The following is a 13774-nucleotide window of genomic DNA, read 5'->3' on the forward strand; positions in this document are numbered from 1 at the left end:
AGTGCCGACGGCAAACGCCGTCGGCGAACATCGGATCAGCGGTTCGCTTCGAGGTAAGCCGCCGCGCCATCGCCCGCCACACAAGCACTCGCAAAGCAGGCCGTCAGCAGATAGCCCCCAGTGGGCGCTTCCCAGTCCAGCATCTCGCCCGCACAGAACACGCCGGGCAGCGCCTTCACCATCAGTTGTGCATCCAGAGATTCCAGCGACACGCCACCAGCGCTGCTGATGACTTCGGCAATCGGCCGGACCCTGAGCAACGTCAGCGGCAAGCGCTTGATCCCTGCGGCCAGCGCTGCGGGATCGTTGAACGTCTCGCGAGACAAACATTCGCGCAACAGTGCCGCCTTCACGCCCGCGATGCCCAAACGACTCTGCAAGTGGCTCGCCATCGAACGTGACCCGCGCGGACGTGCCACCTCAACTGCCACGCGCTCTGCACTCCAGTCCGGCAGCAAATCCAGATAGACCTGCGCGCTGCCGCTCGACCGGATGGCGTCGCGAATCGGCGCGCACATCGCATAGACGAGACTGCCTTCGATGCCGTGCTGGGAAATTACGAATTCCCCTTGGCGCGTCGCGCCGTCAGGCAAGGTCATCGTGACGGACTTCACCGGATGGCCTGCGAAGCGCTCGCGCATGTGCGGCGTCCAGTCCGTCTCGAAGCCCGCATTCGCCGGGATCAGCGGCGCGACACTCACACCGTGCTCGCGCAATGACGGCACCCATGCGGCGTCCGACCCCAGTTGCGGCCAGCTCGCGCCGCCGAGCGTCAGCACCACCGCTTTTGCACAGACCTGACGTTCGCCAGTCGGTGTAGTAAAGCGCAGATGGTTCGGTCCTGCTGCGGCGTTCTCGTCCCATCCAAGCCAACGGTGCCGCACATGCAGACGCACGCCTGCCGCGCGCAGACGCGATAGCCACGCACGTAATAGCGGCGCGGCTTTCATGTCGACGGGAAACACGCGGCCGGACGTGCCCACGAACGTGTCGATGCCCAAGCGGTGCGACCACGAGCGCACGTCGTCCGCGCTGAAACGACGCAACCACTGACCGACGGCCCCGGCGCGCTTGCCGTAGCGCGCCACGAACGGCTCGGCGGGTTCGCTATGCGTGAGGTTCTACCACCCTTGCCCGCCATCAGGAACTTGCGCCCGACCGAGGGCATGGCGTCGTACACGTCTACGCGCCAGCCCGCCGCCGACAGCACTTCGGCCGCCATCAGACCGGCCGGTCCCGCACCAATCACCGCGACATCGACAACGTCGACGGTATCGGTCGGTGAAGCGTTCAGGTCGTCGGATGGGGAATGAGGTGCGTTCAATGGGGGCATGCTGGAATATGAGGAAGACCGGCGGCGGAAAACCCGCGCGGCAAGGGCGTCATTGTCCCACATCGGTGACGTATGAAGCCCTCGAAAGCCTCGTCGAAGTGACTCATGGGAGCCACATCTGCAGGATTCTCGACGCTTTGGCGTTACAATCCCTCCCCCGCATTTTTCATCCGTCCTGCCGCAACCGAGACGCCTGCCCGGGCACCATTGCCGATGCACGCTCCCCTTTCGCGCAGAGGACGTCACACGTGGAGTCGCGCATGTCGTCATCCGAACCGTCGTCGATGGGACGCACCGCTTACGCCAGTTTCGCCGAACGTTACGCCGAGATTGCCGTCACCAAGCCGCATAACGCACTGTATGAGCGCCCTGCCACGCGCCAGTTACTGGGCGACGTCGCTGGTCTGCATGTGCTCGATGCGGGTTGCGGGCCGGGTATCAACAGCGCGTGGCTCGTCGCGCAAGGGGCTACCGTCCGTGGCATCGACGTGACGCCAGAAATGATCGCGCTGGCGCGTAAGCGCTGTGAGGGCATGGCCGCCGCCTTCGACGTGCAGGACCTCGGCGCACCGTTCGCCACGCTCGACGACGACAGCTTCGACGCGATCGTCAGCGCGCTTGCACTCGATTACGTGGAAGACCTCGGCCCGACATTCCGAGAATTTGCGCGCGTCGCCAAACCCGGCGCAACGCTGGTCTGGTCGATGGGACACCCTATGCGCGACTGGCTCGACGAGCGCACGCGGCGCAACCGAAGCTACTTCGAAATCACACGCTTCGGGATGTACTGGAGTGGTTTCGGCGAGCCGAAGCCCTTTGTCGAGTCTTACCGTCGGCCGCTGGCAGGCATTCTCAACGCCGCTGCGGCCGCTGGCTGGCAGCTTGAACACATGGTCGAACCGCTCCCGCTGCAGGAGATGAAAGCCGTCAGCCCCCGGCTTTATGACGAGCTATCCCTTGCCCCTGCCTTCATGTGTCTGCGGGCACGGCTGCAGAAGCCCGCACGATAAGTTGGGTGCGGGCTACGCTCGGTTGAATCGTCACGATTCGTCGCGTGCACCCCACGGAATCAGCATCGTGGCGGTGCACGTCGCCCCCGCCAGCACAGCGGCCACACCGTAGCGGGACACCTCCGGCAGGTTGAAGAGCAAACCGTGGATTGTGGCGAAAATGCCGCCCAGCATCACGAACGCGGCGATGGAGGCAATGCAGACGCGGGTATCGGAGCACATACGTCACCTCGCAACGAGGCCACGCCCGTTGCGAAGCCAAGGCTTCGACGGCGTCCCTCGATTTCAGTGTAGGACGCCGTTGTGCAAACGGTAAGCCGACCGTCGCAGGTCCAGCCTTCGTGCAGCGAAAATATCGGAAGTCAGGACTTTGACTTGGTCTCGGCTTCGCTGTCACGCGGCCAGGGTGTGAGCATCACGACGACGAACAAGATGCCGAACATCACTGTGATCACCCCGCCATGCATGACGTGGGTTTTGTCGTAGAGCAAACCGTGGATAGTGGCGAATGCCCCGCCAAGCGTCATGAAGGCCGCAATCGAGGCGATGACGACGCGAAATTCCGAGCCCATAGCGACTCCTTATAGTTATCGGCAATGGTGCCGCGCGCGAAGCTTCATTCGTTCGCTACATCAGTTGGCTTCGTAACTTCTTTCGCGGCAACACCAGTGTACGCCGAACGCTATGGCGCGCCAATTGAGTCGTATGCCTAACCATCCGGGGTTTGATGCGCGTCAATATCCCGGCCCTTTGTGGCCGCGCGAAGGCCAGCCGAGTCCTACCTTCACCTCATGGGAAGAAGGTAGTCTGGCGGGATGTCGCTCAACTGTCGCTCAGTTGTCGCTTAACGGCGTGCGCTCTGACTTTGCGCCCAGCGGAAATGCCCGCTGCGCAGCAGGACGGGACCGGGAAGTCCCATTGCGAGGTACTCGCGCGTGAGGGCATGGATGCGGCTGCGACCGTGTTCGAATGCGTGAAGCAGGTCGTCAGCGCGTGCCGAATGGGCGTGGAAGTGAGATTCCAGCGCTTCGGCGGAGACGGCACAATCGATCGGCCGACCATTGACGACGACAGCAAACTCGATCGTCAGCTCTTCGTAATTGAACATGGGACGGTGATCCGGAAACTCGATCTGCATGGCGGCACCCCCGGGTTGACGAAAGGACGCAATCGACGTGTCGGCCGACACGTTCCATCCAGCATAGTGCATCGGTGGACGATCGGAAAATTGCGTCGCTTATCGGTTCGTCACGATCGATTGGAGAAGGTTCCGGATCACTAGGCTCTCGATACTCAACGTCAATCAACCATCGCAAGACCATGATTAATAACGATTAACTCACCCAACACCGTTGCACTAACCGAGAAACTCGACGAAGCCTGCGACAAAATCCTTCACTTGCTGGAGCACAGCCTCGTCCACGAGATTGCCATCGGCGTCGACGACCTTGTTCGCATGCGACACCATCAACCGCCCCTGCCACCACGGTGTGGTCTGCAAGGTGTGCAGCACCGGTAACCAGGCGTTCTGGCTGAGGATCGTGCCGAAACCGCCGGGCGATGCGCCCATGATCGCCACCGGCTTATTGCGGAACACGCGCGCACTATCCGCTGGCGGACGCGATAGCCAATCCAGCGCATTCTTGAACACGCCCGGCATACCGTTGTTGTACTCGGGGGTTGCGAGCAGCAGGCCGTCGGCCTGTGCAATAGCGTCCTTCAGGGTCGTCACCGCCGCAGGAATCCCCTCGCTCGCTTCCAGATCGCCGTCATACAGCGGAATGCCGTGAAGCGTTCTCACGTCCAGGGTGACACCCGCTGGTGCCACCGCCTTGGCGGCCATCAGCAAGGCCGTGTTGTAAGAGCCCTTGCGCAGGCTGCCGGACAAACCAATGATCGTCGTCATCGAATCGACTCCTTTTTCGTTGCTTGTTGCAAAGCGGAATGGGTTGACGGCGGCAAGACGCTCGGTACGGCTCACGCCACGCGCTGGAAGGGGTACAGGCTGCCGAGACCGAGCAGTTGCGTCAGTTCATCGAGTGCGGTGCGGCACTCGTCCAGCAACGCCGGATCGGCCAGATCGGCCACGGCCAACCGGTCGCGGTAGTGACGCTTCACCCAATCGGTCAGCGTGGCGTAGCGAGCATCGCCCATCCACAGCCCAGCGTACGCCGCCTCACGCTCTTCGTCGGTGAGCACCACACGCAGCCGCAGACACGCCGGTCCGCCGCCGTTACGCATGCTTTCGCGCAAATCGAAGACGTGCAGCTCACGAATCGGCCCACCGCTGGCGACCAGCGACTCCAGATAACGCCATACTGCCGGGCGCTCGCGGCATTCCTGTGGCACGACCAGCCGCATGCCGCCCCCCGCCTGCGGCGGGCGCGCCAGTAACTGGCTGTTGAACAGGTAACTGCCGACGGTGTCTTCCATCGACACGTCGGCAGCCGCCACCTCGACGACTTCGAGCGACGTGCCCTGTGCAGCCAGCCGTTCGCGCAGCGCGGCCAGCACGGCCGCCTGATCGAGGAATGCCTGTGCATGGCAGAACAGCACGTTGCCGTTGCCCACCGCAATCACGTCGTTATGGAAGACGCCCGCGTCGATGGCGTCGGGGTGTTGCTGGGCGAAGACGACATCCGCCTCGTTCAATCCATGCAGACGCGCGATGGCCTGACTCGCCTGCAGCGTCTGACGGGCGGGAAAACGCCGGGGCGCTGCGGCGGTGGCGAGGTCGTCGCGACCGTAGACGAAAAACTCAACCCCGCGCTCGCCATACGCGCCACATAGCCGCGTGTGGTTGGCGGCCCCCTCGTCGCCGAGTGACGGCCAGCCGGGCAACGCGTCGTGATGCGCAAAGTGGGCCTCGTCGGGAAACGCGGCACGCAGGACGCGCGACGTGGTGTCGTGTTCGATGGCGCGATGCAGCTTGCTGCAAAGATTCGCGGCGGTGAAGTGCACGCGACCGTCCGACGTGTCGGCCGACGGACTGACGGTGGCGGCATTGGCCGTCCACATGCTCGCCGCTGAGCAGGCGGCCCCCAGTAGTCCCGGCGCACTGCGGGCGGCCTCGCGGATGACGGTGGCGTCGTCTCCCGAAAAACCGAGCGTACGCAACAACGCGACCGAAGGACGCTCTTGCGGCGGCAACACGCCCTGCGCATAGCCCATGTCGGCCAGCGCTTTCATCTTGGCAAGCCCCTGTAACGCGGCCTCTCTCGGGTTCGATACGCGATTGGCGTTGTTGGCCGACGCCACATTGCCAAACGACAAACCCGCGTAGTTGTGCGTGGGGCCGACCAATCCGTCGAAGTTGGCTTCGAGGGCAAAGCGCGTCATGTGAAATCCTGAGAGAAAGACCCAAACCCTGAGACGAAAAACCTACAGCAATGCGTACACCAACCTGCGGCATTGTGCCTGAATCACATTGCGCCAAAATCCAGTCCCGGACTCAAGCGTTCCGGCATCGCCAGGCGGTCGGTCTCCATCGACGCGATCGGGTACGCGCAGTAATCGGCGGCGTACCACGCACTTGGCCGATGATTGCCCGACGCCCCCACACCACCGAACGGCGCGGCACCCGCCGCCCCTGTCGTCGGCCGGTTCCAGTTGACGACGCCTGCCCGTATCTCAGCGAAAAACTGTTCGTATCGTGCGGAATCGTCGGACAGTAACCCGGCGGCGAGTCCATACCGGGTGCGGTTCGCGAGCTGGATGGCGTCGTCGAACGTGTCGTAGCGCAGCACCTGAAGCAACGGCCCGAAGTATTCCTCATCGGGCAGGACATTGCGCTCGGCAAGCGCCGTCACATCGATCAGACCGGGCGTCAGCAACGCCGAGCGACCATCGGGTTGAGACAACGGCACAATGGCGCGCGCCCCCAGCCCCACCAAATCGGCCTGCGCAGCCGTCATGCGACGTGCGGCCTGCAACGACACCACCGCGCCCATGAACGGCTGCGGTTCGGCGTCGTAACGCCCGACGCTGATACGTTGCGTGACGTACGTCAACCGCTCGATGAATGCATCGCCCTGCCCGCCTTTGGGCACCAGCAACCGCCGTGCGCAGGTGCATCGCTGTCCGGCGGAGAGAAAGGCTGACTGGACGGCGACGTGCACTGCGGCGTCGATATCCGCTGGCGTGTCGACGATCAACGGATTATTGCCGCCCATCTCCAGCGCGAGCATCTTGTCCGGTCGGCCCGCGAATTGCTGATGGAGCGCACGGCCCGTTGCGGAACTGCCGGTGAAGCACACGCCGTCGATAGCGTCATGCGCGGCCAGCGCGACGCCTGTGTCGCGCGCACCTTGCACAAGATTGAGCACCCCCGGCGGCAAACCGGCTTCGATCCAGCATGCCAGCGTGCGCTGCGCGACGCCGGGTGCCAGTTCGCTGGGTTTGAACACCACGGTATTGCCCGCGAGAAGTGCGGGCACGATGTGCCCGTTGGGGAGATGCCCGGGAAAGTTGTACGGACCGAAGACGGCCATCACGCCGTGGGCGCGATGCCGCACGACACTCTCGCCGTCGGCGACCGGACTGCGTCGCTCGCCGGTTCGCTCCTGATAGGCCCTGGCTGAATTGACCACTTTGGCGGACATCGTCGCGACTTCGGTACGCGCTTCCCAGAGCGGCTTGCCGGTTTCGCGACCGATGGCATCCGCCAATGTTTCCGTGTTCGCGGTCACGATGGCCGCGAAGCGCTGCAATATGGTCAGACGGGCATCGACGCCGAGCCGCACCCAGTCGCGTTGGGCACGACGCGCGGCCTGCACCGCAGCGTCGACGTCCGCCGCATCGGCGGCATGTCCGCGCCAGACGACGTCACCCGACATCGGATCGAGAGAGCGGAATTGCGCACCGTTGCCAGCACGCCAGGCACCTTCGATGTACAGATCGGTCATGGGTCGCAGTCCCGGAGGCCACGCCCGATGATGCGGCGTGCGATGCGGATCATGATGACACGGATTCGACAGACGGAACAATGCGCGGCCGTTGCACGCGGCGGCAAACGCTTGTCCCCCGGGCATGCGCGACGTCACATGACAGTCACGCCATCGACACGCATAGAATACGAGTCAGCTTTAGGAGAATGCTCATCATGACCGACGCCAAACGTTCGGCCCTTCGTCATTGGCTCAGTGACGTACGCGAATCGCGAGATCACCCTCATGACGCAGGCATCGATCCTTGCGGTGTGCACTGGCAGCGGCACGCAGAAGGTGTGCTGGAATTGACGCCGCCCGGGCTCGCTGCTGCCTCCGATGCATCCGATACGTCCGACGCCAAATCCCCATCCGCAGCAGGCCATCGTTATGACGCGATCCTCTCCTGCGGCATTCACGGAGACGAAACGGCCCCCATCGAAATCGTCGACGGCATCTTGCAGGACATCGCCGACGGAAAATTGACGCTGCGCGAGCGTGTGCTCGTCGTGCTTGGCAACCCGGATGCCGTGCGCGCAGGCAAGCGCTATCTCGAATACGACCTCAATCGCCTGTTTCAGGGCGCGCACGCCAAACGCGCCGAGTCGCCAGCCGTTCAGCGCGCACGCGAGCTGGAAGTCATCGTGGCGCAGTTCTTTGCAGGGGTGGACGGCGTTCGTCGTCAACGACGTCACGTCGACATGCACACCGCGATTCGCGCTTCGCTGTTTCCCCGCTTTGCCGTCGTCCCGGGCACCCCGGAACGCCCTCCTCAGGCGGCCTGGTTCGATGCGCTTGCCGCCGCCGACATCGAAGCGACGATGCGCACCGAACAGCCGTCCATCACGTTCTCGTACTACACCTGTGCGCGCTTCGGCGCCGAGAGTTGCACGTTGGAGTTGGGTAAGGTCGCGCCGTTCGGCGAGAACCGGCTGGAGGACTTCGCGGGCATCGACGCCGCGTTGCGTCGATGGTTGTCCGGTGGCGACATGGCGGCGCGCGAAGATGGCAAGGTGCTGCAGGCAAAGCGCTTTCGCGTGGCGGGCGAAATCGTGCGCCGTACGGATGCGTTCGTCCTCGACGTGCCCGCCGACACGCCGAACTTCACGGCATATCCCGCAGGTACCGTACTGGCGCGCGACGGTGAGAACACCTACACCGTTTCGCACCCGGAAGAGCGCATCGTGTTTCCCAATCCGAATGTGGCGAACGGTCTACGCGCAGGCGTGATGGTCGTGCCCGAGTGAATGATGTGCGGGACACCCCGGCGGTTGGGGAGGTTTTGTGTGTTTGCCGGTGACGTGTCACCGGCAGTGCGCGAGGCCCCTACGCAGGATTGCGAATGAACGTTTTTAAACGCCTGTCCGAGCGTCGTCGTCGCGCGGGGATACGGGTAGCATCGCCCACTTCATTTCTCCTGCGAAACGGCCGCGGGCGGCGCGGGTAAAGGGAATCGGGAAAACGCGCGTGTCCGGCCGTCCACCGACGACATGCCTCACGAACTCTCGCTAGCCCCCTCTTACTTTTCACGCGTCAACGCGTTGAGCGTCGACCATGCAGCGGCCACACCGTCGAGCGAACCGGCGCGTCACCTCGTCGGCGATTTCGCCCGCGCGCAGCAGGCTGCCCTGAGGCTGACGCAGGGCCATCGCACGCCCCGGATCACCGCTATCGCACAGGCCATTCCCCGTGAACATGGCGACGAACTCTCGCTCGTGCTGCGACGCACCGCCAACCTGGCATCGTCGCGGGGTGCACAACGGGGACGCGCCCTTGCCCGAGGCCTATCCATCGCACGGGACACCCCCGCCGCTGCCGATCAGATCTACACGATGCTGCGTGATGAGGTCGCCGTGCCCGCGCTGCGCCGCTTTGAACGCATGCACTGCAGCGGCGCATCACGCGCCAAATCCGTAGCACCCGCATCGCGCAGTGGCGCCCGCCCCAACACCATGACGGCCACGCCGCCATGGTTCGACGAACTGCTCCCCCATCTGCGCACGGAGTCGCAACTGCTGGCGCAGCGCGGCCTGTGCGTGGACACGGTCCGGCATCGGCTCGATGCGCTGGTACGTCATGAGCATCGCGGCGTCTCCTGGCGCGCAATGCAAATCGGCCTTGAGCGCGACGCGTTTCCCTTCGCCCTCGGCTCCACCGTGCTCTCCGTCCTTGCAGACACTGTCGATCCTCAGCGGCGTCTTGCCCTCATGTGGCCGCCCATCGAAGCGATGGGGGTTGTGCTGATCAACCTGATCGGGATGGCACGCTTTACCGCCGGGCATCCGGAACTGGCGAGCCGGATGGCGCGTATCACACCCACGCAGTCGCTCGAAGCCGTTAGCGCCATGCTGCGACATCCGGTACGAGACGTTGCCGCGCACGTGATCGGATTCGTGTTTTGCTACGGTGTCGTGCGCAACCTGGCGCGAATCGCCGCCGAAGCCGGGCTGTCGAGTGCCGTGCCGGGCATCATGGCGTATCGGTTCGGTAACACGATCCACGCCGCGCTCGAGATCTTGTTATGTCCGATTCCCGGCGCATTCCTCGGGCCGATCATCGACCGAATCGCATTGGATCCGGACCATGCCCGGCTCGAACCGCTGTTGCAGGATCGCTTTGCGGATCTGATCTGCAAGATGAGCGACGACGTCCCGCCGCAGGGCGGCGAGTCGTTCTGGCCCGCGTTTCAGGCCGCCTTCGGGGGGTTGCTGCGCTCCGGCGCGCCGAAGGCCATCTGGCTCACGCTGACCCTCGGCTTCTATTTCCTGTCGACGTTCCACGGCGCTGCCTCCACGGCTGGGGAGATCGACGATGCGTTCGAAGCATCCGGTTCCGACGAGACCGTCTGGGAAAACGCCCTGGCGCTCCGTGCTAACGCGACCACGCCGCCGGAGGCAGGCAGCGCTGCGGGCGGGGGCATCGACTGGCACACACAGGCGGTGCTCAGCGTGCTCTACGGACTGATTGCGTCCTTCGTGTCGATGCAGGGCATGGCGTCGCGGCATGAGGCGATTGCCACGGCCTACATGTGTCGGCGGGGACGCCCGAAGATCAGCACCGTCACACTGACCTCGCAGGACGATTCGGGGCACTCCTCCGGCAGCTCTCACTCCGATCTGCCGGACAGTCCAGTCAGCCCGGCCAGTCCGGCCAGCAACCGTACGAACGCCTTTTCCGTCGCCAATGGGCAACACACCGATGCCGGCGACACGTCCAGCGACGACGCTGTCTTCCTGCCAATGAACGACGCCATCAGCACGTCGTCGGACAGCGACGTCAGTCGTCCTGTACCAGCCAGCCCACATGACCCGCATCGCGGACATCAGAGCTTTCAGGGACGCAAACGGGGAACATCGATCCCGCCCGCCGGTGTGTCGCCGCCCGCGAGACACCAGACTGCCACGGCCCCGGACGAAGACGGCGAACGCGAGGACATCCTGACGGCTTTGTGACGAAGTGTTGCGCGCACTTGCCGTGACTGCCCCGGCGTGGCATCTTGCTCTCCAAGCGCGTTCTTTGCGCATGACACTTCTGACGGACGCACCGCAAGACGCGTCATCCCCTGCCTGCCGGAGCGCCTATGCTGAATTCCACACCGAGCGAACTCGCTCGTAACCTGCTGATCGTGCTGGTCCTCGGACTACTGATCGTCGGCACTTTATGGGTGTTGCTGCCGTTCCTGCCCGCCTTTATCTGGGCCGTAACGATCGTCGCGTCGACCTGGCCGTTGCTCATCGGTCTTCAGCGTCGCCTGTGGGGCAAACGGTGGCTTGCCACGACCATCATGATCGTCGGCATGCTGATCATCGTGGTGGCACCGCTCTCGGCAGCCATCGGCACGCTGATCGGACACGCTTCGGACATCAGCGATCAGGTCCATTCCTTCGGCCAGAACGGCCTCCCCATGCCGCCCGAGTGGCTCGCGCGCATTCCCGTGGTCGGGCAGCGCGCCAGCGAAGAATGGCAGTCGCTTGCGGCCGCCGGTCCCGGCGGTCTCGTCTCCAAGGTTCAGCCGTATGCCGTCAAAGCGGCGTCATGGGGATTTTCCAAGCTGGGGTCCATCGGCTTGCTGGTGGTTCACCTCGGCCTCACGCTGATCATCTCCGGCATTCTTTTCATGCAGGGTGAACGTGCCGCACGGGCACTGATCCGCATTGCGCGACGCCTCGGTGGCGATCGCGGCGAGGAGTCGGTGCGACTTGCAGGTATGTCGATTCGCGCGGTCGCGCTTGGGATCGTCGTGACGGCCGTCACACAGTCGTTGCTCGGTGGACTTGGCCTGTGGCTCACCGGCGTGCCATTGCCGGGTTTCCTGACCGCGCTGATGCTGGTGCTGTGTATCGCGCAGATCGGGCCGTTTCCGGTACTGCTCTCGAGCGTGGCGTGGCTTTACTGGCAAGACAGCCCGACGCTCGCCACGTTGCTGCTGGTGCTGTCGATCTTCATCGGCATGCTCGATAACGTCATGCGCCCGATGCTCATTCGCCGGGGTGCCGATCTGCCGATGACGCTGATTCTCGCGGGGGTACTCGGGGGGATGTTGACGTTTGGCATCGTCGGACTGTTTGTCGGCCCGGTGATTCTCGCCGTAACTTATACGCTGCTGATGGCGTGGATCAACGAGGGACTGAATCGTCCGGCGACAGCACCGAGCGGTGCGCCGCTGGCGTCGCCTGCGGATGGAAAAGCCTTGCCTGAAGGTACGCCGGATGCGGCACCGAAGACGCTCTCGACGGCCGCACCGGACGTCAAGAAACCTCGCTGACCGCCCAGTCGGAGGGTTGAACGCGGGGCGCGTACGTCACGCGCCCCGCACCCATTTTTCGGATTCCTTCACCTGTCGCGTATCACTGCGACGTGGCTAAATGGCTCCCACACCCACACACCTTCGGGAGCCACGCCATGCCATCGACCAACACCACCGTCCAGACCACCCCGCGTACCCGGCGCTCGCTACGTGTGCCGCGTCGCGCCCGCCTGGGGGATCCGCCACTGTTGCGACGCGTCGCCAATGAACTGGCCTACACGCCGACACGTTGCCGTGTCACCGCGAGCCTGTTAGTGGGACGCGTCAATCCGTGGTGGCAACGCTTCCCCGCATAGCGACGTCAGGTCGGGACCAGACCGGCATCAGGTCTGCCCCGTGCGCTCAGCGCGCCTTGGCAGGCAGGATCTTGCCGGACACGTCGCCGAAGCCGATGCGATAGCCATCACCCTGGCACCAGCCGCTCATCACGACGGTGTCGCCGTCTTCGATGAACGAGCGCTTCGCGCCGCTGGCCAGCGTAATCGGATTCTTGCCGTTCCACGTGAGTTCGAGCAGGCTGCCGAACGAGTCCGGCGTCGGACCGCTGATCGTACCCGAGCCCATCAGATCGCCCACACGTACGTTGCAACCCGAGACCGTGTGATGGGCAAATTGCTGCGCCATGCTCCAGTACATGTGACGGAAGTTCGTGCGGCAAATCGACGTCGCCTCGGCATCACCGTCGGCTTGCAGCAGGACTTCGAGTTCGATATCGAACGCGTGCTTACCTTGCTGTTGCAGATACGACAGCGGCTCAGGCGATTGCGCCGGACCGGCCACGCGGAACGGTTCGAGGGCTTCCATCGTCACGACCCACGGGGAGATGGACGTACCGAACGTCTTCGCGTTGAACGGGCCAAGCGGCACGTATTCCCACTGCTGAAGATCGCGGGCGGACCAGTCGTTGAGGATCACCATGCCGAAGATCGCGGCATCCGCGTCTTCCACGTTCAGTGATTCGCCAATCGCCGTTTCGCGACCGACGATGAAGCCGGTTTCCAGTTCGAAGTCGAGCTTGCGGCAGGCGTCGAAAATCGGGCGCGGTTGATCCGGCAGCTTGATCTGACCATTCGGACGGTGCAGCGGCGTGCCGCTCACGACCACCGAGCTGGCTCGGCCGTTGTAGCCAATCGGAATTTCGAGCCAGTTCGGCAGCAACGCATTCGCCGGGTCACGGAACATGCTGCCGACGTTGGTGGCGTGTTCTTTGGACGAGTAGAAGTCGGTATAGCCCGGCACCTGCACCGGGAGATGGAGCGTGGCTTGCGCCAGCGGCACGATTGCTTGCGACTTGAGCGCCGCGTTCTCGCGCAGCGCGGCGTCGCCGTCGACGGCCAGCAGCGACGTCAGGCGAGCACGCGTGGCACGCCAGGCGGCACTACCGAGCGCCACGAACGCATTGATCGACGCTTGCGCGAAGACGGGCGTATCGCCTGCCTTGAGCACGCCGGCGGCTTCGAGCGCCGCCAGGTCGAGCACCTGATCGCCAATCGCGACGCCAACGCGCGGCGTGGGCTGTGCTTGCGTGCTGAACACACCGTAGGGCAGGTTTTGCAGCGGAAAGTCCGTCACACCGGTGTTGGCGGACGCGACCCAGCTTTGCAGGAGAGCAGACATGTGGAATTCCTTGTTCGAGGTAACGCTTCGGCCGACCGTGCGCGAGAGAGGCGCCGGGCCGGCCGTCGGGATAATCAAAGGT

General features: G+C 64.1%; 12 protein-coding genes and 1 pseudogene. 5 read left to right on the forward strand and 8 right to left on the reverse strand.

Translation table 11 applies throughout. The annotated features are described in order from the left end of the window. Positions 1-35 precede the first annotated feature (35 nt). Positions 36-1222: pseudogene (locus ACIQWO_RS06240) on the reverse strand (TIGR03862 family flavoprotein). Between the two features lie 371 nt (positions 1223-1593). Here ACIQWO_RS06240 and ACIQWO_RS06245 point away from each other — a divergent pair. Next, on the forward strand, positions 1594-2343 hold the full coding sequence (locus ACIQWO_RS06245) for a class I SAM-dependent methyltransferase (RefSeq protein WP_402820654.1): 750 nt from the start codon (positions 1594-1596) through the stop codon (positions 2341-2343). Between the two features lie 30 nt (positions 2344-2373). Here ACIQWO_RS06245 and ACIQWO_RS06250 read toward each other — a convergent pair whose 3' ends face one another. From ACIQWO_RS06250 to astD, 6 genes are all read right to left on the reverse strand, one after another. Then, positions 2374-2565: a DUF2964 family protein gene (locus ACIQWO_RS06250; RefSeq protein ID WP_150574330.1), complete on the reverse strand. Its 192-nt coding sequence runs from the start codon at positions 2563-2565 to the stop codon at positions 2374-2376. 140 nt (positions 2566-2705) lie between these two features. Further along, positions 2706-2915 (reverse strand): DUF2964 family protein, encoded by a 210-nt coding sequence (locus ACIQWO_RS06255; protein ID WP_150574331.1) that lies wholly within the window; start codon positions 2913-2915, stop codon positions 2706-2708. 272 nt (positions 2916-3187) lie between these two features. Then, positions 3188-3553 (reverse strand): DUF1488 domain-containing protein, encoded by a 366-nt coding sequence (locus ACIQWO_RS06260; RefSeq protein ID WP_402820658.1) that lies wholly within the window; start codon positions 3551-3553, stop codon positions 3188-3190. A 147-nt stretch (positions 3554-3700) separates the two neighbouring features. Next, entirely contained in the window at positions 3701-4249 is a 549-nt protein-coding gene (locus ACIQWO_RS06265) for an NADPH-dependent FMN reductase (RefSeq protein ID WP_402820661.1), read from the reverse strand. A 71-nt stretch (positions 4250-4320) separates the two neighbouring features. Beyond that, positions 4321-5682, reverse strand: a complete 1362-nt coding sequence (gene astB, locus ACIQWO_RS06270; RefSeq protein WP_402820664.1) for an N-succinylarginine dihydrolase — start codon at positions 5680-5682, stop codon at positions 4321-4323. An 83-nt stretch (positions 5683-5765) separates the two neighbouring features. After that, positions 5766-7247 carry a succinylglutamate-semialdehyde dehydrogenase gene (astD, locus tag ACIQWO_RS06275; RefSeq protein ID WP_402820667.1) on the reverse strand — a complete coding sequence of 494 codons (1482 nt, stop codon included), beginning with the start codon at positions 7245-7247 and terminating at the stop codon, positions 5766-5768. 197 nt (positions 7248-7444) lie between these two features. Here astD and astE point away from each other — a divergent pair, with 197 nt between their 5' ends. The 4 genes from astE (at position 7445) to ACIQWO_RS06295 (ending at position 12371) form a co-directional block, all read left to right on the forward strand. Then, positions 7445-8515, forward strand: coding sequence for a succinylglutamate desuccinylase (gene astE / locus ACIQWO_RS06280; protein ID WP_402820670.1), 1071 nt, complete (start codon positions 7445-7447; stop codon positions 8513-8515). Between the two features lie 294 nt (positions 8516-8809). Further along, positions 8810-10720 (forward strand): hypothetical protein, encoded by a 1911-nt coding sequence (locus tag ACIQWO_RS06285; RefSeq protein ID WP_402820673.1) that lies wholly within the window; start codon positions 8810-8812, stop codon positions 10718-10720. A 128-nt stretch (positions 10721-10848) separates the two neighbouring features. After that, a complete protein-coding gene (gene ydiK, locus ACIQWO_RS06290) occupies positions 10849-12033 on the forward strand; it encodes an AI-2E family transporter YdiK (protein ID WP_402820676.1) in 1185 nt (394 codons plus the stop codon). A 137-nt stretch (positions 12034-12170) separates the two neighbouring features. After that, positions 12171-12371, forward strand: coding sequence for a hypothetical protein (locus ACIQWO_RS06295; protein WP_402820679.1), 201 nt, complete (start codon positions 12171-12173; stop codon positions 12369-12371). A gap of 46 nt (positions 12372-12417) precedes the next feature. Here the strand turns inward: ACIQWO_RS06295 and fahA are convergent, their stop codons facing one another. Further along, positions 12418-13692 carry a fumarylacetoacetase gene (fahA, locus tag ACIQWO_RS06300; RefSeq protein WP_402820682.1) on the reverse strand — a complete coding sequence of 425 codons (1275 nt, stop codon included), beginning with the start codon at positions 13690-13692 and terminating at the stop codon, positions 12418-12420. Between the last annotated feature and the right edge of the window lie 82 nt (positions 13693-13774).

Source organism: Pandoraea sp. NPDC090278, assembly GCF_044772185.1.
Taxonomy (GTDB): domain Bacteria; phylum Pseudomonadota; class Gammaproteobacteria; order Burkholderiales; family Burkholderiaceae; genus Pandoraea.

Excerpts from the sequence above, each read along its gene's own strand:
- ACIQWO_RS06295 (WP_402820679.1), top strand. The coding sequence starts at position 12,171 with ATGCCATCGACCAACACCACCGTCCAGACCACCCCGCGTACCCGGCGC.
- fahA (WP_402820682.1), bottom strand. The coding sequence starts at position 13,692 with ATGTCTGCTCTCCTGCAAAGCTGGGTCGCGTCCGCCAACACCGGTGTG.
- ACIQWO_RS06265 (WP_402820661.1), bottom strand. The coding sequence starts at position 4,249 with ATGACGACGATCATTGGTTTGTCCGGCAGCCTGCGCAAGGGCTCTTAC.
- ACIQWO_RS06255 (WP_150574331.1), bottom strand. The coding sequence starts at position 2,915 with ATGGGCTCGGAATTTCGCGTCGTCATCGCCTCGATTGCGGCCTTCATG.
- astD (WP_402820667.1), bottom strand. The coding sequence starts at position 7,247 with ATGACCGATCTGTACATCGAAGGTGCCTGGCGTGCTGGCAACGGTGCG.
- astB (WP_402820664.1), bottom strand. The coding sequence starts at position 5,682 with ATGACGCGCTTTGCCCTCGAAGCCAACTTCGACGGATTGGTCGGCCCC.
- ACIQWO_RS06260 (WP_402820658.1), bottom strand. The coding sequence starts at position 3,553 with ATGCACTATGCTGGATGGAACGTGTCGGCCGACACGTCGATTGCGTCC.
- astE (WP_402820670.1), top strand. The coding sequence starts at position 7,445 with ATGACCGACGCCAAACGTTCGGCCCTTCGTCATTGGCTCAGTGACGTA.
- ydiK (WP_402820676.1), top strand. The coding sequence starts at position 10,849 with ATGCTGAATTCCACACCGAGCGAACTCGCTCGTAACCTGCTGATCGTG.
- ACIQWO_RS06250 (WP_150574330.1), bottom strand. The coding sequence starts at position 2,565 with ATGTGCTCCGATACCCGCGTCTGCATTGCCTCCATCGCCGCGTTCGTG.
- ACIQWO_RS06245 (WP_402820654.1), top strand. The coding sequence starts at position 1,594 with ATGTCGTCATCCGAACCGTCGTCGATGGGACGCACCGCTTACGCCAGT.